13 protein-coding genes and 1 pseudogene are annotated in these 19,667 nt (G+C 66.3%); 8 read left to right on the top strand and 6 right to left on the bottom strand.

What is annotated here, in order from left to right; all coding sequences use genetic code 11:
- Positions 1–50: 50 nt before the first annotated feature.
- On the bottom strand, positions 51–947 hold the full coding sequence (locus KR541_RS34675; protein WP_216090174.1) for a LysR family transcriptional regulator: 897 nt from the start codon (positions 945–947) through the stop codon (positions 51–53).
- Positions 948–1,079: 132 nt separating this feature from the next.
- Here KR541_RS34675 and KR541_RS34670 point away from each other — a divergent pair, with 132 nt between their 5' ends.
- The 5 genes from KR541_RS34670 to KR541_RS34650 all read left to right on the top strand — a co-directional run bounded on the left by KR541_RS34670 (position 1,080) and on the right by KR541_RS34650 (position 6,840).
- Positions 1,080–2,504 (top strand): M20 family metallopeptidase, encoded by a 1,425-nt coding sequence (locus tag KR541_RS34670; RefSeq protein ID WP_216090173.1) that lies wholly within the window; start codon positions 1,080–1,082, stop codon positions 2,502–2,504.
- Between the two features lie 48 nt (positions 2,505–2,552).
- Positions 2,553–3,839 (top strand): MFS transporter, encoded by a 1,287-nt coding sequence (locus KR541_RS34665; RefSeq protein WP_216090172.1) that lies wholly within the window; start codon positions 2,553–2,555, stop codon positions 3,837–3,839.
- 92 nt (positions 3,840–3,931) lie between these two features.
- Complete coding sequence (locus KR541_RS34660; protein ID WP_124631900.1) at positions 3,932–4,405, top strand: hypothetical protein; 474 nt, start codon at positions 3,932–3,934, stop codon at positions 4,403–4,405.
- A gap of 300 nt (positions 4,406–4,705) precedes the next feature.
- A complete protein-coding gene (locus KR541_RS34655; RefSeq protein WP_050014215.1) occupies positions 4,706–5,383 on the top strand; it encodes a heavy metal response regulator transcription factor in 678 nt (225 codons plus the stop codon).
- On the top strand, positions 5,380–6,840 hold the full coding sequence (locus KR541_RS34650) for a heavy metal sensor histidine kinase (RefSeq protein WP_216090171.1): 1,461 nt from the start codon (positions 5,380–5,382) through the stop codon (positions 6,838–6,840). Before KR541_RS34655 ends, KR541_RS34650 begins: the two co-directional genes overlap by 4 nt.
- 130 nt (positions 6,841–6,970) lie before the next feature.
- Here the strand turns inward: KR541_RS34650 and asnB are convergent, their stop codons facing one another.
- The 4 genes and pseudogenes from asnB to KR541_RS34630 all read right to left on the bottom strand — a co-directional run bounded on the left by asnB (position 6,971) and on the right by KR541_RS34630 (position 15,476).
- Complete coding sequence (gene asnB / locus KR541_RS34645; RefSeq protein WP_124557418.1) at positions 6,971–8,791, bottom strand: asparagine synthase (glutamine-hydrolyzing); 1,821 nt, start codon at positions 8,789–8,791, stop codon at positions 6,971–6,973.
- A gap of 408 nt (positions 8,792–9,199) precedes the next feature.
- Positions 9,200–10,741 carry an efflux transporter outer membrane subunit gene (locus KR541_RS34640; protein WP_216090170.1) on the bottom strand — a complete coding sequence of 514 codons (1,542 nt, stop codon included), beginning with the start codon at positions 10,739–10,741 and terminating at the stop codon, positions 9,200–9,202.
- A gap of 31 nt (positions 10,742–10,772) precedes the next feature.
- Positions 10,773–12,183 (bottom strand): annotated as a pseudogene (locus KR541_RS34635) (efflux RND transporter periplasmic adaptor subunit).
- 53 nt (positions 12,184–12,236) lie between these two features.
- A complete protein-coding gene (locus KR541_RS34630; RefSeq protein WP_209939808.1) occupies positions 12,237–15,476 on the bottom strand; it encodes an efflux RND transporter permease subunit in 3,240 nt (1,079 codons plus the stop codon).
- Between the two features lie 266 nt (positions 15,477–15,742).
- Between KR541_RS34630 and KR541_RS34625 the strand changes: the two genes are divergently transcribed.
- Complete coding sequence (locus tag KR541_RS34625; protein WP_089490276.1) at positions 15,743–16,210, top strand: MEKHLA domain-containing protein; 468 nt, start codon at positions 15,743–15,745, stop codon at positions 16,208–16,210.
- Between the two features lie 236 nt (positions 16,211–16,446).
- Complete coding sequence (locus tag KR541_RS34620) at positions 16,447–16,761, top strand: DUF4148 domain-containing protein (RefSeq protein ID WP_124557423.1); 315 nt, start codon at positions 16,447–16,449, stop codon at positions 16,759–16,761.
- Between the two features lie 67 nt (positions 16,762–16,828).
- Here KR541_RS34620 and ansP read toward each other — a convergent pair whose 3' ends face one another.
- Positions 16,829–18,319: an L-asparagine permease gene (ansP, locus tag KR541_RS34615; RefSeq protein WP_050017630.1), complete on the bottom strand. Its 1,491-nt coding sequence runs from the start codon at positions 18,317–18,319 to the stop codon at positions 16,829–16,831.
- 471 nt (positions 18,320–18,790) lie between these two features.
- On the opposite strand from ansP, the gene KR541_RS34610 reads away from it, so the two are divergent.
- Positions 18,791–19,597 (top strand): transporter substrate-binding domain-containing protein, encoded by an 807-nt coding sequence (locus tag KR541_RS34610; RefSeq protein WP_050017628.1) that lies wholly within the window; start codon positions 18,791–18,793, stop codon positions 19,595–19,597.
- The last annotated feature ends 70 nt before the right edge of the window (positions 19,598–19,667 follow it).

The following is a 19,667-nucleotide window of genomic DNA, read 5'->3' as shown; positions in this document are numbered from 1 at the left end:
GTTCGTGGGATTCGGACTGGGCGTGACAACAGTGCGACGTCGCCGTGTACCTAATCGGCCGTTTGCAGTTGCTTCACCAATTCGCCAACGAAGTCGATCAATACGGTCGACAACACTCTTCCGGTCAAGGTCTGGATCTGGATCGCTCGCAACGACATGCCCGGATGATCGATCGGTATCGCCACCAGACCGTCCGTCGCCAGACGCGCCTGCACCGTCAGGCGGCTCGTCAGGGACACGACCCCCGACATTTGAGTGAATGCATACAGGCTGCCAGAGTTGTTGCAGGTCAGGACGGGCTCGAAGAGAAGATTCTCCAGGCTCGCCGTCGTATCGAACAATTGACGGATCGTCGTGCCGCGGTCAAGTAGCGCAATCGGGTAATTCCGCAGCTCGGCCATCGATACCGTCGCACGACCGGCCAGCGCATGCGAACGCGGCATGACCGCGCAAATGGGCGCGCTCTGCGTGTACTCGACGTGGATCTCCGGCGCTCGTACAACACCGAACGTCAGGCCGATATCGGCTTCGCCGCTCCGGACGTGTGCCGTCACCTCTGCCGGCGCAGTCACCGCCACCTCGAAACGGGTGCCGGGCGACTTTTCCAGAAATTGCGTGATCGCGCGCGGGAGAACATCCCGGGAAAACGCCTCCGACGTCGAGACGCGGATCGTGCTTCGATCGAATGAGTTCAGCGCCTTGATCTCCTCGATCACCTGCTGACCTTCGAGCAAGGTTCGCCGGACATGCGCAGCCAACAGCTCCCCGGCCTTGTTGGGGACCATGCCGCGCGCCTGACGCTCGAACAGCGGGCAGCCAACCTCCTCCTCAAGCTTCGTAATCTGACGGCTGAGCGCCGAGATCGAAACGTGCAGTTTCTCCGACGCCTCGCTCAGCGAACCGGTGTTGGCAACGGCAAGGAAGTATCGGAGTGCAGCGTTGTGCATGACGGCCGCCAAGTTTGCATTATTGGAAAGCAGGGCGCGCAAAAAAGTCAATTGTAGTGCGCGTTTTGGCTTCGTACGCTCGATCCATCAAGGTTGAACAACCCGCTCTCCACGATACACGCGAGGATCACGATGACGCGCCACCAAGCAATCGACTCTGCCACAACATATTTCGATTCGGGGAGCTTCCTGAAAGATCTCGCGCGGCGCGTCCACATGATGACGGAAAGTCAGGATTCCGGAAGGGCCGGCGAGCTTCGAGCCTACCTCGCCGACGAGATTGCGCCGTCGATCGACCGTATGGGCTTCGAGTCTCGTATCGTCGAGAACCCGGTTGCGGGGAACGCGCCGTTCTTGATTGCGACGCGTATCGAGGATCCCGCGCTTCCGACGGTCCTGATGTACGGGCACGGTGATGTCGTCCGCGGCTATGACGGACAGTGGAAGGACCAGATGTCGCCATGGCACATCACGGTCGAAGGAGACCGATGGTTCGGGCGGGGCACCGCGGACAACAAAGGGCAACACACGATCAACCTGGCCGCGCTGGAGCAAGTCGTCGAGGCCAGGAATCGACGCCTGGGTTTCAATGCGACGCTGCTGATCGAGATGGGCGAGGAAACGGGATCGCCCGGGCTACGCGCGGTCTGCGAGCAGAACAAGGACCTTCTCGCGGCCGACATTCTGATCGCTTCGGACGGCCCGCGGGCCAGATCGAACGTCCCCTGCGTTTTTCTCGGGTCGCGCGGGTTCGTCAACTTCACGCTTTCCGTCCGGCTCCGGTCGGGCGCACATCATTCCGGAAATTGGGGCGGGGCGCTCAGCAATGCCGGAACCGTACTCGCGAACGCGATTTCATCGCTCGTCGACGGGCGCGGGCGGATCCTCGTCGACGCGCTGTTGCCGACGCCTATTCCGGCCGCGGTACGCACTGCGCTGAAGAATATCGCCGTCGGTGGCGGGGCCAACGATCCTCACGTCGATGCCAATTGGGGCGAACCTGGCTTGACGGCCCAGGAGCGTGTCTACGCATGGAACGCGCTGGAAGTACTGGCCTTTACCACCGGTAACCCGACCAGCCCGGTCGGCGCGATTCCGCCCGTTGCGCACGCGCATTGCCAACTCAGATACGTCGTCGGTACGGATTGCGCGCGTATCGAAGAAGTTCTGCGGCATCACCTCGACGCACGCGGGTTCGATAGCGTCGAGGTTGCAATCGGCGAGCGGATGGGCGCCACGCGTCTGCCGCCGGAAGATCCGTGGGTCGCGTGGGCGCTCGATTCAATCGAGCGGACGACCGGCAAGCATCCGGATTTGCTTCCCAATCTCGGCGGGTCGCTGCCCAACGACGTCTTTTCCGAGGTTCTGGGCCTTCCGACCGTCTGGATTCCGCACTCATACGGCGCCTGCTCCCAGCACGCCCCGAACGAACACCTGCTTGGAAGCGTCGCGCGCGAGGCGCTGCAGATCATGGCCGGCATATTTTGGGATCTCGGAGAGTCGGCATCCGCCGTCCGAGATCGGCGCAAGGAAGGAGCGCTTGTCGTCCAGGCATAACACGCCAGTTTTTAATGCACTTGTGATCGTCAGTCAACGGAGAATGAGATGCGTACTATGGAAATGGTGGATGCCGCGCCGACAAGAGAACAGGCTCCAAACGTGTTGCGATTGGTGTCCGCCGCAACCGTCGGCAATGCGTTGGAGTGGTTCGACATACTGATTTACGGATTCTTCGCAATCTCGATTTCAAAGGCCTTCTTTCCGGCGTCGAGCAGCGGGGTATCCCTTCTGCTGACCTTCGGGACGTTCGCGATCTCGTATTTGGCCCGACCGATCGGCGCGCTGGTGCTGGGTTCGTACGCGGATCGTCGCGGTCGCAAGGCGTCGATGATGGTGTCGATCGTGACGATGATGGTCGGCACGACGACGATCGCGCTGATGCCGAGTTACGAGTCGATCGGCGTGATCGCACCGATTCTGGTCATCTGCGCTCGACTGCTTCAGGGCTTTTCCGCGGGCGGCGAGTTCGGCAGTACCACTGCGTTTCTGGTGGAACAGTGCCCCGAACGCAAGGGATTGTTCGCGAGCTTCCAGTTCGCGAGTCAGGGATTGAGCTATATGCTCGCGGCCGGTTTTGGGGTTCTCCTGACCTTGACCCTCGATGCAGACGCCATCGACGCATGGGGTTGGCGCATACCGTTTCTCTTTGGTGTGTTGATCGGCCCCGTCGGCCTGTACCTGCGAAAGCACGTGCACGAGGCCGACGGCGCAACGCGTGAAAGGCGCGAATCGTTCCCGGTAAGGGAAGTGTTCGTCAATCAGAAAGCCAGAATGTTGTTGGCGATCGGTACGCTCGTCCTTTCCACCGGCGCCAGTTACGTCATTCTTTATGTTCCGACCTACGCGGTGCGCGAGCTTCATCTGCCTGCCAGTTTCGGCTTCATTGCAACGATGTTGACCGGCGCGATCCTGACGTTCGTGACGCCGTTCGTCGGCTATCTGTCGGACGGGATCGGCCGCGTCAGGCTGATGATCTGGGCCGGGATGGCATTCATTCTGACCATTTATCCGGTTTTCAAATTGCTTGGCGCACATCCCGATCTGGGAAGGCTCATTGCGATGATGGCCTGGATCGGGACGCTGAAGGCGGTCTATTTCGGCGCGCTGCCGGCGCTGATGGCGGAAGTATTTCCGACAGAAACCCGAGCGACGGGCATGGCCATCAGCTACAACATCGGCGTCACGCTTTTTGGCGGTTTCGCGCCGCTGATCGTCGCATCGTTGATCCATCAGACAGGCAATTTGGCATCGCCGGCGCTTTACCTGATGTTGCTCGGCGTGCTGAGCTTGATGGCGTTGCGCGGCTGTCGATCAATGTTGAATCTCCGATAAGGCGGCGCATCGAGAGAATCCCGCACAGTCGAGCGATTGCTTCGTCGGGTGCGGTCCGAGACTGTTTCGACGACATGCGAGGAGAGATCGGGATGAGTGCAAGGAAACTGGACACGGTATCGTCGGTCGCGTCGACGTGGAATTGGCTGTTGCCGCCTTCGGAGCGGGCCCGCGTGTGTGTCGTCATTGATCCGAGCCTCGGCGTTGCCGCGGTTTTGGCGACCGTAGCGTGCTTCACGGCGATGCCGGAAGTCGCGCTTCTCCAGATTGACGATCCCGTCGATGCGCACCGTGCATGGAGCGCGTCGCTCATGCCGGGTAACGGTCCCGATGCGGCGAAGACGAGCGCGGAGTGCCGATCGGGTCGATTGCCGCGAGGCGTGCCGTTGCTGGTGTGGTCGACACGCCCGCAGGACCTCGACTGGGTCGGCGGCATCGAAGGGAACAGGGTGAGTGCGCTCGTTACTTTCGACGGCGACGATGTCGAAATACAGGTATCTCGTCTTCTCACGCTTGTTCTGAAGGAGTTGAAGCATGCGATCGCCGAGAACATGTTGATCTATTAATACGATCAAAATGGTCTTGCTTCGGCATGCGGCCTTCCGGATTTCATCGAGTCATTTCAATGCCGGAGAGCGGGCGCGATGCACCGCCTGCGATAGCCGACCGCACGGCAATTGGTCGAAAAAGTCGCGCATCAGGACCGACGGCGCGGGAATCCGCCGTCTGGCGCCGCGACCGCACGCCAGGCTGACCGTCCGATTACCGTTTTGTCATCTACGCCGTTCGCGCCTGCACGGAGCGAAGCCGTGTCGCCGTTTCCGGGTAACATCGCCGGATGTCCCCACGAATGCGACGGAGCCGCCATGCGCATCCTGATAGTCGAAGACGAACCGAAGACGGGCGCGTACCTGAAGAAGGGGCTCGAGGAATCGGGCTTCAGTGTCGATCTCGCGAAGGACGGCGCTGAAGGGCTGATGCTCGCGCAGGAAGAGCGTTACGACGTGATCGTGCTCGACGTGATGCTGCCCGTGCTCGACGGCTGGGGCGTGCTCAAGCGGCTGCGCGAAACGCACACGACGCCGGTGCTGTTCCTGACCGCGCGCGACGACGTGCAGGACCGCGTGCACGGCCTCGAACTCGGCGCCGACGACTACCTCGTGAAGCCGTTCGCGTTCGTCGAACTGCTCGCCCGCATCCGCACGCTCGCGCGTCGCGGGCCGCCGCGCGAGACCGAACACCTGGTGGTCGGCGATCTGGAAATCGACGTGGTGCGCCGCCGCGTGAAGCGCGGCGCCACGCGGATCGACCTGACGCCGCGCGAATTCTCGCTGCTGCAGCTGCTCGCGCGCCGGCAGGGCGAGGTGCTGAGCCGCACGCAGATCGCGTCGTACGTGTGGGACATGAATTTCGACAGTGACACCAACGTCGTCGAGGTCGCGATCCGGCGCCTGCGCGCGAAGATCGACGATGCGTTCCCGGTCAAGCTGATCCATACCGTGCGCGGCGTGGGCTACGTGCTCGAACCGAAGGACGACGCATGACGCGCCCGCGCTCGCTTGCGGCGACGCTCGCGCTCGCGTTCGCCGCAACCACGCTCGCCGCGTTCGCGCTCGTCGGCGCATACGTGTATGCGGGCCTCGAGCGACAGGTCAACACGCAGGACGATCTCGACATCGTGCTGGCCGCGCGTCACACGCGCCGGCTCGCGGGCGAACTCGAGTCGCTCGACGCGGTTCGCGCGCACGCGGAGCGGCTCACGAGCCAGGTGCTGGGCAACGAGGCGCTGTCGATGGTCGTCGTCGATGCGCAGGGCGACGTGCTCGCGCGCCACAACGTCCGGCTCGCGGCGCTCGACGACGCGCCTGCGGCCGCATCCGTTCCGCTGGCGGACGCGCAGCTGTTCGCGCCGCACGCAGTGCCGGTTCCGTCGAACGACCGGATCACGGCCGACCGGCTCGTCACATGGACCGCCGGCGGCGGCACGCCGATGCGCGGCGTCCTGATCGAGGCCGCACTCGGCGACCGCACGCCGATCCGCATCGCGATCGCGCGCAACATGCACGACCGGGCCGATCTGCTCGAAGGCTACCGCGACCGGCTCAAGCTTGCCGGCGCGCTCGGCGCGCTGTTCGCGCTGCTGCTCGGGTACTGGCTGATTCGCCAGGCGCTCGCGCCGCTGCGCGAGATCGTCGACGACACCGGCCGGATCACGGTCGACAAGCTCGACACGCGGCTCGATGCGTCGCGCGCGCCGCCCGAACTGCGCGCGCTCGTCGATGCGCAGAACGCGATGCTCGGCCGCCTGCAGCAGGCGTTCGCGCATCTGTCGCAATTCAGCGCCGATCTCGCGCACGACTTGCGCACGCCGCTGAACAACATGCGCGGCGCGACCGAAGTCGCGCTCGCGCGACCGCGTTCGGTCGACGAGTACCAGACGCTGCTCGAATCGAATCTCGAGGAATACGACCGTCTCGCGCGGATGATCGAGAACGTGCTGTTTCTCGCGCGCGCCGAGCACCCGAGCTTCGTCACGCGGCAGCGCGCATTCGACGTGCGCGAGGAACTCGAGCGCATCGCCGAGTATTTCGAGGGGCTCGCCGACGAAGCGGGCTCGACGCTGCGCGTCGATGGGCACGGGCAACTGACCGCCGACGTCGAGCTGTTTCGTCGCGCGGTGGGCAACCTGCTCGCGAACGCGCTGCGTTACACGCCGGCCGGTGGCGTCATCACGCTCGCTGTCGACGAAACGCCGGACGCGGTGCGCGTCGTCGTCGCGAATCCGGGCGAGCCGATCGATCCCGCGCTGCTGCCGCGGATCTTCGACCGGTTCGTGCGCGGCGACCCCGCGCGCAGCGGCGGTGTGCCGGGCGGCACGGCCGGGCTCGGCCTTGCGATCGTGCGCTCGGTGATGGAACTCCACGGCGGCACCGCGCAGGTCGAAAGCGACGCGCGCGACACGCGGTTCGTGCTCACGTTCAACCGGCCGCCGGCAGCGTGACGGCGGGTTCGGGCCCGGCGGCGGGCGCGTAGAACGCCACTTCGAAGCCTACCTGTTCGCAAGCGCTGGTCGGGTTCGACACAAAGATTGAGATGCTCCTTCTCGGGCACCACGCAAAACGAGGCTCGCCTCATGGCATGCTCACGCCGTGAACCCGCGACCAGTGAGCCAACGAGCACGCCCGAAACATGATGGCGCGTTCTTGCTCATTCAGCGGCGATGGATCGGCGCAGCGGCGCTGCAGCCGCGGTACGTCGAGCAAGCCGGCGATGCGGTCGGCGTCCGTAGCCAGTATTTCGCGGGTGTGCTGGCGCAATGCCTCGCCGTTGCCTTGATCCTTGGGTAAGGCCGATTTCCTGCGCAGGCGCACGGCTTCCGGCAACGCACCGCGCGACGCTTCACGCAACATGGCCTTTTCCACGCCATCACGTAGCGCCAGTTCGGCCGGAATGGTGGCAGCCAGGTCCAGAACTTCGGTATCGCTGAAGGGGATGCGCGCTTCCAGTCCATGTGCCATCCCATGGATATCGCCGTTATGCAACAGCCGCTGCAACCAACGATGGCGCACCAGCCATTGCGTGGCGCGCAGACGTGAGGCGGGCGTATGCCAATCGTGTCCGGCGGCGATCGCCAGTTGGCGATAGACCTCGCCGTAGTGTTGCAACGGTTGCGCCAGCAGGCCGGGCCGTAGATAGGGATCGGCGGTCAAGCGTTGCAGGATATGGGTCGGGTCACGGGTGGCGTGCGGGTCGAGCAAGAAGTGATAGCCGTAGTGCGTTTCATCGGCGGCATCGCCGACCAATACCGCCTTGAGGCGCGTGCTGGCGGCTCGCGCCAGGTAATGTTGCGCCAGCTCCTGTTCCCACGCGGGCAGTGCATCGTTCTGCGTGGCCAATTGCAGCAGATCCTGGGCGAGTGTCGAGCGCGTCGGTGTGACGTCTTCACGTGGCAAACCCAATTCATCGGCGGCCTGCTCGGCGAAAGGTTGATCGTCGGAAGCCACGATCAGCGAACGCGCGTAGTCGTAGCGATGGTGATCTTCAAAGCGAATGGTGAAGCAGGGCGGTGTCGCACCTGCCGCTCGCGCCAGGCCGCCGATCAGCGTGGAGTCGAGGCCACCGCTGAAAAACAGGCCGACCGGTGTATCGGCGATCAAGCTGCGCTGGACGGCTGCGGCGAGGCGCTCGCGCAGCGCGGGAGCGATATCGTCGGCCCGGGTGGCCGGGTTTTCGGCAATCTCCGGCGCCCAGCGCGACAGCTGCAAGCCATCGCGATCCACGCGCAGCAGATGCCCGGGCGGCAGGTACGCCATGCCTTCGAACATGGGTTGCGCCACGCCGCTGAAGAACGGCGCCACCAGGTATTCCAGCACGGCGTCGATATTCGCACGCGGCGCTTGCATCGCGGGCAGCAGTCCTTTGGCCTCCGACGCAAACAGGAATTCCGGCCCCTGTTGCAGGTAAACGAACGGCTTGACGCCCAGCCGGTCGCGCGCGGCAAAGGCGCGTTGACGATGGGTGTCCCACACCAGGAACGCGAACATGCCGTTGAAGCGCCGAAGACACACTTCGCCCCAAACCGCATACGCGGCTAGCACCACCTCGGTGTCGGTGTTCGTACGGAACGACCAGTGCGCGCTCAGTTCGCGGCGAAGCTCAGCGTAGTTGTAGATTTCACCGTTGTAGACCAGCACGTAACGATGGTCGGCACTGCACATCGGCTGCGCGCCATGCTCGGCGTCGAGTAGCGCCAAACGGTCGTGAGCAAGCACGGCGTGTTGGTCATGCCATAAGCCCCGGCCGTCCGGCCCACGATGCCGTTGTCGCTCGCGCATGGCGAGCACCCGCTCGACCTGTGCGGGTGCCTGGCCGTCGTAGCGAATCAGCCCAGCCAAGCCGCACATCAGACGGTCGCGCCCGGTTGAACGGGGGCGAGCAACAGCGTGGTCCATCGCTGTTGCCGTTCGAAGTTTCTGCTAACGGTCACCACAGATACGGCTAATGGGAAAACTCGTGGTAGTGCCGTCAGCAAAGGCTGAGAGCGACGTTCTTTTTGTGTCTGCACGCGTTGCGCTCATGCAAAAAACGGGGGACGTATGCGCGAAGATTTTGCTAATGCGCCTTCAAGCGCTTGCAATGTCGGATTGGGTTCATGAGCGGCGTAATGAGGAAAGCTACTCGTGACAAAAGCATAGCGTGCACGTAACGGATGATCAACAAATTGGTGCGTGCACAACAATATAACCATCATCCGAAGCCCGGTGGGGCGACTCTAGTGGTTGTTTACCCTAGACAGCATCGCAAGTGCGCCGCGAAAGGATTTTTGCGGGCATAGCGCGCGGCACGCGTTCCTTGCAGGTTCAACCAGCCGCCGGCGGCGTGACGGCGGGTTCGGGTTGCGCGGCCCCGGCGTGTTCCTTCACGCCGGTGTTCGATTCCGCACCAGAGCCCGCATTCGCACTCGCCTGCCACCCGCCACCCAATGCCTTCAGCAACCCGACTTCCGCCTCGATCCGCCGCGCGTCGATCTGATCGGCCGTGCGCCGGTTCGTCAGCGCGATCGTCTGCGCGGTCACCACGTCCAGATAGCTGACGGCGCCCGCATTGAAGCGATTCGTCGTCAGCCGCAGCGACAGGTCGGCCGCGTCGGTCGCGCGTTGCTGGCTGCCGGCTTCGGATGCGAGCGCACCGATCGCGGACAACTGATCCTCGACCTGCTGGAACGCGACGAGCACGGTTTGCCGGTAATCGGCGACCGCGCCGTCGTATTGCGCATGCGCGCCGCGCAGCGACGCGCTGCGGCGGCCGCCGTCGAACAGCGTGCCGGCGAGTTGCGGGCCGAGCGACCAGAACAGGCTCGGCGCGGCGAGCCACGGCGCGAAGAACGAACTCTCGAGGCCGGCGCTCGCCGACAGCACCAGATCGGGAAAGAACGCGGCGCGCGCCTCGCCGATCTGCGCGTTCGCGGCCGCGACACGGCGCTCGGCCGCCGCGATGTCGGGCCGCCGCTCGAGCAGTTGCGACGGCACGCCGGCCGGAATGGCCGGCACGTGGAACGCCTGCACGCGCGGCGGCAGCGCGAACGTCGATGCGCTCTCGCCGACGAGCGTCGCGATCGCGTGCTGCAACTGCGCACGCGACGCGTCGATGTCGGTGTCCTGCGTGCGCGTCGATTCGAGCTGCGTGTCGGCTTGCGCAACCGCCGACGCGTCGATCGCACCGGCCGCGAGTTGCTGCTTGAGCAGCGTCAGCGCGTCCGCGTACGCGTGCACCGTGTCATCGAGCAACTGCTTCTGCGTGTCGAGCGAGCGCAGCGCGAAATAGTCGGTCGCGAGTTCGGCCGTGACCGACAGCTTCACGGCCTGCAGGTCGGCCGCGCTCGCGGCGGCATTCGCCTGCGCGCCGGTCACCGCGTCGCGCACGCGGCCGAATACGTCCGGTTCCCAGCTCGCGGCCACGCCGGCCTGGTAGTCGGGCGTCGTCTTGCCGGCGAGCGACGAACCGAGCCGGTTCTGCGACACGCGCGAGCGGCTTTGCGCGACGCCCGCCGTGATCGTCGGCAGGAACCCGGCGTGCTGATAGTCGACCATCGCGCGTGCCTGCTGCAGGTCGGCGACGGCTTTCTTCACCGTCTGGTTCGACACGTCGACGCGGGCTTCGAGCGTGTTCAGGTCGGCGTCGCCGAACACGGTCCACCACGCGCCGCGCGCGGCGGCGTCCGCGGGCATCGCGACGTGCCAGCCGGCTTGCGCGGCCGGTGCGGCCGGCGCGCCCGCGTAGTGCGCGGGCACCGCGACGGCGGGTGGCGAATAGGGCGGCAGCGTCGAGCAGGCGGTCAATGTGGCGACGGCGCCAAGCGCGACGATGCGGCGAGCGAACGGGAGCGGATGAAGAAGGCGCATGGCAGGCATCTCGTGGGTGGTCGTCGATGGGTTAGCCGCGGGCGGGCGCCGGAGCGGGCGTTGAAGCAGCGCGTGCGACGCCGGCCGCGCGCAGCGGCGGCACGTCGCGCGCACCGGTCGCGGACGCCGGTTGCGCGGCCTGCGCGGACGAAGCAGCCGAAGCAGCCGAAGCCGCAACCGGCGCCGCATCGTGCGAAGTCGCCACGATCTTCACGGCTTCCCCGGCCGTGATCGCATCGCCCGGGTTATCGATCACGCGATCGGTCGCCGCGAGCCCCGCGACGATCTCCACGCGCGTGCCGAAATCGCGCCCGATCTGCACGGTCTTCAGCGCGGTGCGTCCGTTCGCGCCGACGGTGGCGACCGTCACGCCGTTCGGGCGGAACAGCAGCGCACTGACCGGCAGGTCGAGCGCCGGCGCCGCGCTCGGCAAGACGAGATGCGCCTGCGCATACGCACCGGGCATCAGCGTGCCGTCGCGGTTGTCGACGTCGATCTCGACGCGCAGCGTGCGCGTGACGGGATCGATCGCGCCCGCGCTGCGCGCGACACGCGCGGCAACGCGCCGCCCCGGATACTGCGGCGTCGTCAGGTAGACCGGCGTGCCGGTCGACACGCCGGCCGCGCTGTCCTGCGGCACGTCGACGAACACGCGCAGCGTGTCCGTCTGTTCGAGATGGAACAGTTCGCCCGACAGGCCGGGGCTGCCGGGCGTGCCGCCCGCGGTGACCAGCGTGCCGACGTCGACGTTGCGTGCGGTGATCACGCCGTCGAACGGCGCGGTGACGGACTCGTACGACACGAGTTCGGCAAGGTGCGCGACGTTCGCCTGCGCGGACGCGAGCATCGCGCGCTTCGCGTTCATGTCCGCGACCTTCGTGTCGGTGTCCTGCTGCGACACCGACTGCGTTTTCAGCATGTCCTGCCAGCGCTGCGCGGTCGATTTCGCATAGTCGTAGTTCGCCTGCGCGCTCGCTTCGTCGGCGCGCGCCTGGCGCAGTTGCGCGTCGAGATCGGGCGCCGAGATCTGCGCGAGCGTCTGGCCGGCCTTCACGTGCGTGCCGAGATCGACGCTCCAGTGCGCGATATAGCCGCTCGTGCGTGCATAGATCGATGCGTCCGCATAGGGCGCGACCGAGCCGGGCAACGTCAGCGTCTGGTCGGCCGGCGCCGCGCCGGGCACGACGATGGACACCGGCAGCGCCTGCTGCACGGCCACCTGCGCACGTTGCGCGGCGCGTGCGTCGATACGCGGCACGATGCCGAGCGCGAGCAGCGCGGCGGCGAGCGCGACGGCCGCGAGCGGCACGGCCAGCTTGCGGCAGGCCGCGGGCCGGCGGGGTGTCGGGGGCGCCGCCGCGGGCGGCGGGCGGTACGGCTGCGGCCGCGGTGGCCGCTTCGGCGGCGGGCGGCGGCGCGACGGGTTCGATCGAGTCGTTCATGATGGGTCCGGGGTCGGGCGAATCGATGGATAGGAAAGGTGGGGCGCCTGCGCTCAACGCAGCGCCGGCGTATCGGGTGCGTGCTGCGCGCGCCGGGCGGCGGCGGCGTCGCGACGCCGCGCGAGCCACGCGTGGACGAAGCCGAACAGCACCGGCACGAACAGCAGCGTCGACACCGTGCCGAACGCGAGGCCGCCGATCACCGCGCGGCCGAGCGGCGCGTTCTGCTCGCCGCCGTCGCCGAGGCCGAGCGCCATCGGCAACATGCCGATCAGCATCGCGAGCGCGGTCATCACGACGGGCCGGAAGCGGCTGAAGCCTGCGTCGAGCGCGGCCTGCCACGGCGATGCGCTGCCCGCGAGCAGCTCGCGCGCCGTATTCACGACGAGGATGCTGTTCGCGGTCGCGATGCCGATGCACAGGATCGTGCCGGTCAGCGCGGGCACCGACAGCGTGGTGCGCGTGACGAACAGCATCCACGCGATGCCGGCGAGCGACGCCGGCAGCCCGCCGACGATCACGAGCGGATCGAGCCACGACTGGAAGTTCACGACCATCAGCAGGTAGACCAGCGAGATCGCGAGCGCGAGGCCGCCGAGCAGGCCCGCGAACGATTCGTGCATCGCCTGCACCTGGCCGCGCAGCACGATCGACGAGCCGGGCGGCAGTTGCGCGCGCGCGGCGTCGACGAGCTTCGTCACGTCGGCCGTGACGCCGCCGAGGTCGCGCCCCTGCACCGACGCGAAGATGTCGAGCACGGGTTGCACGTTGTAGTGCGACACCACGGCCTGCTGCGTCGCGCGCGAGAACGTGCCGAGCGAGCCGAGCAGGTTCTGCGCGGGCACGCCCGCGGCCGGGCCGCCGGCCGGCGTCTGCGGCGAGCGGGCGGTGCCGGCGGGCAGCGGCACGTTCGCGAGCGACTGCAGCGAATTCACCGTGTATTGCGGCGTCTGCACGAGCACCGGGTAGCTGACGCCGTTGCGCGGATCGAGCCAGAAGTTCGGCGTCGTCTGCGAGCTGCCGGACAGTGCGATCAGCAGGTTCTGCGCGACGTCGCGCTGTTCGAGGCCGGCCTGGATCGCCTTCGTGCGATCGACGTTCACGTTGATCGCCGGTTCGTCGCCGGGCTGCTGGATGCGCGCGTCGACGAGCCCGCGCACACCGCGCAGCTTCGCGAGCAGCGCGTTCGCGACCGCACGGTTCTGATCGAGCTTGTTGCCGACGATCTGGATGTCGATCGGCGCGGGCAGCCCGAAATTCAGAATCTGGCTGACGATGTCGGCCGGCAGGAACGCGAACGTCACGCCGGGGAACGATTGCGCGAGCACGTTGCGCAGCTTCGCGACGTACGCGGCGGTCGACGCGTGATTCGGCTTCAGCGTGACGAGCACGTCGGCGTCCTCGGTGCCGATCGGGTCCGACGAGTCGTACGTGAGGTTGATCCCGCTCACCGGCACGCCGATGTTGTCGAGCACGCCGGCGAGTTGGTTCGCCGGAATCACGCCGCGGATCTTTGCTTCGACCTGGTCGGTCAGCCGCGCGGTTTCCTCGATCCGCGTGCCGGTCGGCGCGCGCAGGTGCAGGCGGATCTCGCCGGTGTCGACCGACGGGAAGAAGTCCTGCCCGGCGAACGCGTAGAGGCCGGTCGATGCGACGCAGGCGAGCAGGAACGCGGCCGCGAAGCGGCGGCGATGTGCGATCGCCGCCGACAGCAGCGCGCGATAGCGCAGCCGCACGGCCTCGAAGCGATGCTCGAACGCGGCCTGGAAACGTGCGATGCGCGCGAATACGCCGCGCGGCGGCCGGCCGCTGCCTTTGGCGCGCATCAGCGCCATCGCGAGCGTCGGCACCAGCGTGCGCGAGAAGAAGTACGACGCGATCATCGCGAAGATCACGGCTTCGGCGAGCGGCACGAACAGATAGCGCGCGACGCCGGTCAGCAGGAACATCGGTACGAACACGATGCAGATCGACAGCGTCGACACGAAGGTCGGCACCGCGATTTCGCCCGCGCCGGTCAGAATGGCCTCCTCGAGCGGCGCGCCGAGCTCGAGATGATGCGTGATGTTCTCGATCGCGACGGTCGCGTCGTCGACGAGGATCCCGACCGCGAGCGCGAGCCCGCCGAGCGTCATGATGTTGATGGTCTGGCCGAGCACGGACAGCGCGAGCAGCGACGTGAGCACCGCGAGCGGGATCGTGATCGCGATGATCAGCGTCGCGCGCCAGCTGCCGAGGAACAGCAGGATCATCAGCGCGGTCAGGCACGCGGCGATCAGCGCCTCGCGCACGACGCCCTGGACCGCCGCCTTCACGAACACGGACTGATCGTCGAGCGGCGAAATGTGCAGCGCCTTCGGCAGCCCGGCCGCGATCTTCGGCAGCATCGTCTTCACCTGGTCGATGATCGTCAGCGTCGACGTGCTGCCGGTCTTCTCGACCGTCAGCAGCGCCGCGCGCTTGCCGTCCGCCCGTACGATGTTGGTCTGCGGCGCGTAGCCGTCGCGAACGTGCGCGACGTCGCGCACATAGACGACATTACCGCCGATCGTCTTCACCGGCAGGTCGTTCAGCGCGGCGACCGTCTGCGTGCTGCCGTTCATCTGCACGTTGTATTCGTGCGTGCCGATCTTCGCGGTGCCGCCCGGCAGGATCAGGTTCTGCGCGTTGATCGCGTTGACGACGTCGATCGGCGCGAGCCCCTTCGCCTGCAGCGCGCGCGTATCGAGATCGACGACGATCTGGCGAATCTTGCCGCCGAACGGCAGCGGCACGGCCGCGCCCTGGACGGTCGCGAGCTGCGTGCGGATGAAGCTGTTGCCGAGGTCGTACAGCTGCTGCTCGGGGAGCGTGTCGCTCGACAGGCCGAGCTGCAGGATCGGCACGGTCGACGCGTTATACGTGATGATGTTCGGCGGCAGCGTGCCGGGCGGCAGGATGCGCAGGATCGACGCGGCGTTGCTCGCGGCTTCCGCGATCGCGCGATTGATGTCGGCGCCCGGATGGAAGAAGATCTTCACGACCGACACGCCGTTCAGCGACTGCGACTCGATGTGCTCGATGTCGTCGACGTCGGACGTGAGCGCGCGTTCGTAGTTCGACGTGATCCGCTTGGCCATGTCCTCGGCGGAGAAGCCGTTGTACGACCAGACGATGCTGACGACCGGAATGTCGATGCTCGGGAAAATGTCCGTCGGCGTGCGCAGCAGCGCGAGCGGCCCCGCGATGAAGATCAGCAGTGCGAGTACGACGAACGTGTAGGGCCTGCGTAACGCCAGCCGGACGATCCACATGATGGTGCTCCTCGAAGCAGGGCTTGGATGCGCATTCGATGCGACGAGCATGCAGTCTGCCGGCGCGGCGTTGACCCGACCCTGACTCGAAGATTACGAAACCGTTATCTGTGCGGGCGGCGGCATCGGCCGTGCGGCGGGCGGCGCAGCGCGATGCGGGCTGGCCGACCCTCGCCGCCGACGGCGGTGCGCCGCTTCATCCCTATAATGTCCGGCGGCAAACTTTCGCTCGTTCGCGTATCTCGCTGATTTCAGGAGCCAGACCGATGTCGTTGCGCACCGATGCAAACTTCTTCCTCCTTCTTGCCGACTCGTATCGCCGGCTCGTGAACGGCCCGCTCGTGCCCGACGGCATGAGCGCATCCGACGGCGCCGCGTGGCTGTACGAGACGGCGCCGTTCGGCATCCTTGCGCACGACACGTCGGCCGACCCGGTGTTCGTGTACGGCAACCAGCGCGCGCAGGCGATCTTCGAATACGACTGGGATGAACTGACGGCGTTGCCGTCCCGTCTGTCGGCGGAGCCGATGGAGCGCCACGAGCGCCAGGTGTTTCTCGACAAGGTGATGCGCGATGGCTTCGTGTCCGAGTACCGCGGCGTGCGGGTGACGAAGTCCGGCAAGCGGTTCCGGATCGAGCGCGCGACCGTGTGGCAGCTCATGGACGCAGACGGAATCGTGCACGGGCAGGCCGCGATGATTCCGGAAGTACGGCCGCTCGACGCGTCCGCGTGAACTCGACGATCGATTGGCATAGGCGTCGCGTGGCGGGCCCGCACCGTGTCCGGCGAACCGGGCCGGCCGGCCCGCGACGGGCGCCGGCGCTCAGATGACAAAACCGTAATCGAAGCCTCACCTTCAGGAAAGCGCGCGAATCGCAGAATGCACCCAACTCTTCATCGCATCGATGGGGAGCGGAGGTCCGGCCTGATCTGCGGACGCGAACACGCCATCTTTGAGAGGTGAACATCATGAACAACCTGATTCGTGCAGTCCTGCTTTCCTGTGCGCTGAGCGCACCGATCGTCGCTTTTGCGCAAACCACCGACCATGCGGTCACGCGGGCCGACGTGCGCGCCGATCTCGTCCGCGTCGAAAAGGCCGGTTATCGTCCGGTCGGCAGCGATCCGTACTATCCCGACGACATCCAGGCCGCGGAAGCGAAGGTCGCGGCACAGCAAGCGCAATCGGCCGCCGCGCGGCCGAGCGTCGCGGCCAAGACCGCTGCGCCGTCGTTCGCATCGCTCGCGTCGCTCGACGAGCAACCGTTGTACGAGCATCACTGAATGCGGCGGTCGACCGCCGTCGTTGGCCCGACGGCGGATCGTTCGACGGCGCGCGTGCCGCCGCGAGTCAGTGCTCGCCGTTCTCGAGCACGTTCTGCGTGAGCGCGATCGACGGAATCGTCGGCTTGAGCAACGCACGGCGCGCGCGACGGCTCAGCCACTTCCAGCCGGCCACGAGCAGCAGCGCGACCAGCGGGATCGACGCAATCGTCCACGTCCCGTTCGGGTAGTCGAATGCCATCAACACCAGCACGCCGAGCAGGAACAGCAGCGTGAGCCACGACGTCACGGGCGCGCCCGGCATCCTGAACGCGACGTCTTCCACGTCGCCGCGCCTGACCGCGGCGCGGAACTTCATCTGGCACACGACGATGAAGCCCCATGTGCTGATGATGCCGAGCGACGCGATGTTCAGCACGATCTCGAACACGCTCGACGGCACCAGATAGTTGAGCAGCACGCCGACCACATAGATCGCGACCGTCACCAGAATGCCCGCGTACGGGACGGATTGCGAACTCATCCGCGCGAGGAACGCGGGGGCCGAGCCGCCCATCGACAGCGAACGCAACACGCGCCCCGTCGAATACAGGCCGGAGTTCAGGCTCGACAGCGCGGCTGTGAGCACCACCAGGTTCATCACCGAGCCGATACCCGGCACGCCGAGCGCGCCGAAGAACGTGACGAACGGGCTCTGGCCCGCCTTGTACGCACTCCACGGCAGCAGGCAGACCAGCAGGACGACCGACGCGACGTAGAAAATCGCGATGCGCCAGATCACGTTGTTGATCGCGCGCGGCAGCACCTTGCGCGCGTCCTTGCATTCGCCGGCGGCCGTGCCGACCAGTTCGACGCCCGCGAACGCGAACACCACGCCCTGCACCAGCACCAGCGCCGGCATCAGCCCGTGCGGAAAGAACCCGCCGTTGTCGGTGATCAGATGCATGCCGGTGCCATGGCCGGCCACCGGCATGCCCGTGCCGAGGATCGCCGCACCGATCACGAGAAACAGCACGATCGCGGCGACCTTGATCAGCGCGAACCAGAACTCCATCTCGGCGAACCATTTCACGCCGATCAGGTTCATCGTCGCGACGATGCACAGCGCGACGAGCGCGAAGATCCACTGCGGCACGGCCGCGAACGGCGCCCAGTAATGCATGTAGAGCGCGACGGCGGTGATGTCGACGATGCCGGTCATCGCCCAGTTCAGGAAGTACATCCAGCCGGCGACGAACGATGCCTTCTCGCCGAGGAATTCGCGTGCGTACGACACGAAGCTGCCGCTGCTGGGGCGATGCATCACCAGCTCGCCGAGCGCGCGCAGGATCAGGAACGAAAACGCGCCGCACACCAGGTAGACGATCGCGAGCGCCGGGCCGGCGGCCTGCAGCCGCGCGCCGGCGCCGAGAAACAGCCCGGTGCCGATGGCCCCGCCGATTGCGATCATCTGCACCTGTCGATTGCCGAGGGTCTTGTGATAGCCGGCTTCGTGCGATTCGAGCCAGCTGCGTTTGTCGGTTTCGCCGGTTGTCGACGGGTCGGGAATCGATGCCATGACGGTATCCTCGCGCACGGATGGGATGGGACTCGCCCCGATCGCGGGACGATCGGGACCACCGGTACCGGAGGAGCCGCGCGCGCAATCGAGCGCGCCCGTCCTGATCGCGATTCGTCGGACGTGACGAAAGGCCCGGTACGTCGCGAACGTATTCAGCCGTAATTCCCGTCACAAACGGAATGCAAATTTGGACTGGGGCTGTTCGAATCCGTGCATAGGGCCCCGGCGCCGGGTGAACCGGATAGGTAATTTGGTGCGCCGGCGCGCGCTGCGGGGGCAAGCGTTACCGACGGCACCGGTTCGTGCACCGAAATGAGGAATCCGGTTCGCCGAGAGGTTCGCCGAAATTTCCGCCTCATGCCGGTGCGGCAAGCGTTTCACGTCGGTGGCCCGGTTTTTGCTGGAGTGGTGTCGGCCGCGCAATCGTTGCGCGCTGCCCGACGACATACCAGACAAGGAAGATTCACCGTGAGCCCGACGACCCGACCGTTCCCCCGACGCACCTGGCTGGCTGCGCTGCTCGCCGCCCCCGTGATCGCGCTGTTCGCCGCCGCGCCGGCCCACGCCGATGCGCTCGACACCATCGCGAAGAACGGCACGCTGCGCGTCGCGGTGCCCGAGGACTATCCGCCGTTCGGTTCGGTCGGCACGGACATGCAGCCGCAGGGCTACGACATCGACATGGCAGGACTCCTCGCCAAGGCGCTCGGCGTCAAGCTGAAGCTGGTGCCCGTGAACAGTGCGAACCGGATTCCGTACCTGACGACCAACAAGGTCGACATGGTGATCTCGTCGCTCGGCAAGACGCCGGAGCGCGAGAAGGTCATCGACTTCTCGAGCGCGTACGCACCGTATTTCCAGGGCGTGTTCGGGCCGTCCGACGTGAAGGTGAGCACGCCCGCCGACCTCGGCGGCAAGACGGTCGGCGCGACGCGCGGCGCGCTCGAGGAGATCGCGCTGTCGCAGCTCGCGCCGAACGCGACGATCAAGCGCTTCGAGGACAACAACGCGACGATCCAGGCGTTCCTGTCGGGGCAGGTCCAACTGATCGCGGCCGGCAACATCGTCGCGGCGGCGATTCTCGCGAAGAATCCGCCGCGCCGCCCCGAGGTCAAGTTCGTGATCAAGAATTCGCCGTGCTTCGTCGGCGTCAACAAGAACGAACCGCGCCTGCTCGCGAAGATCGACGATGCGATCGCGCATGCGAAGCAGGACGGCTCGCTGGGCGAAATGTCGCGCAAGTGGCTCGGCCAGCCGTTGCCGGCCGGACTGTGACGCATCGCCGTGTCGCGTGACACGTCGCCGCGGCCGGGATGCCCGGCGCGGCGCGTGTCGTTGTCCGAAC

This window comes from Burkholderia sola (assembly GCF_905400185.1).
In the GTDB taxonomy this organism is placed as follows: domain Bacteria; phylum Pseudomonadota; class Gammaproteobacteria; order Burkholderiales; family Burkholderiaceae; genus Burkholderia; species Burkholderia sola.
The sequence above is the reverse complement of the archived record's forward strand: the minus strand, read 5'-3'. Positions and strand labels throughout refer to the sequence as shown.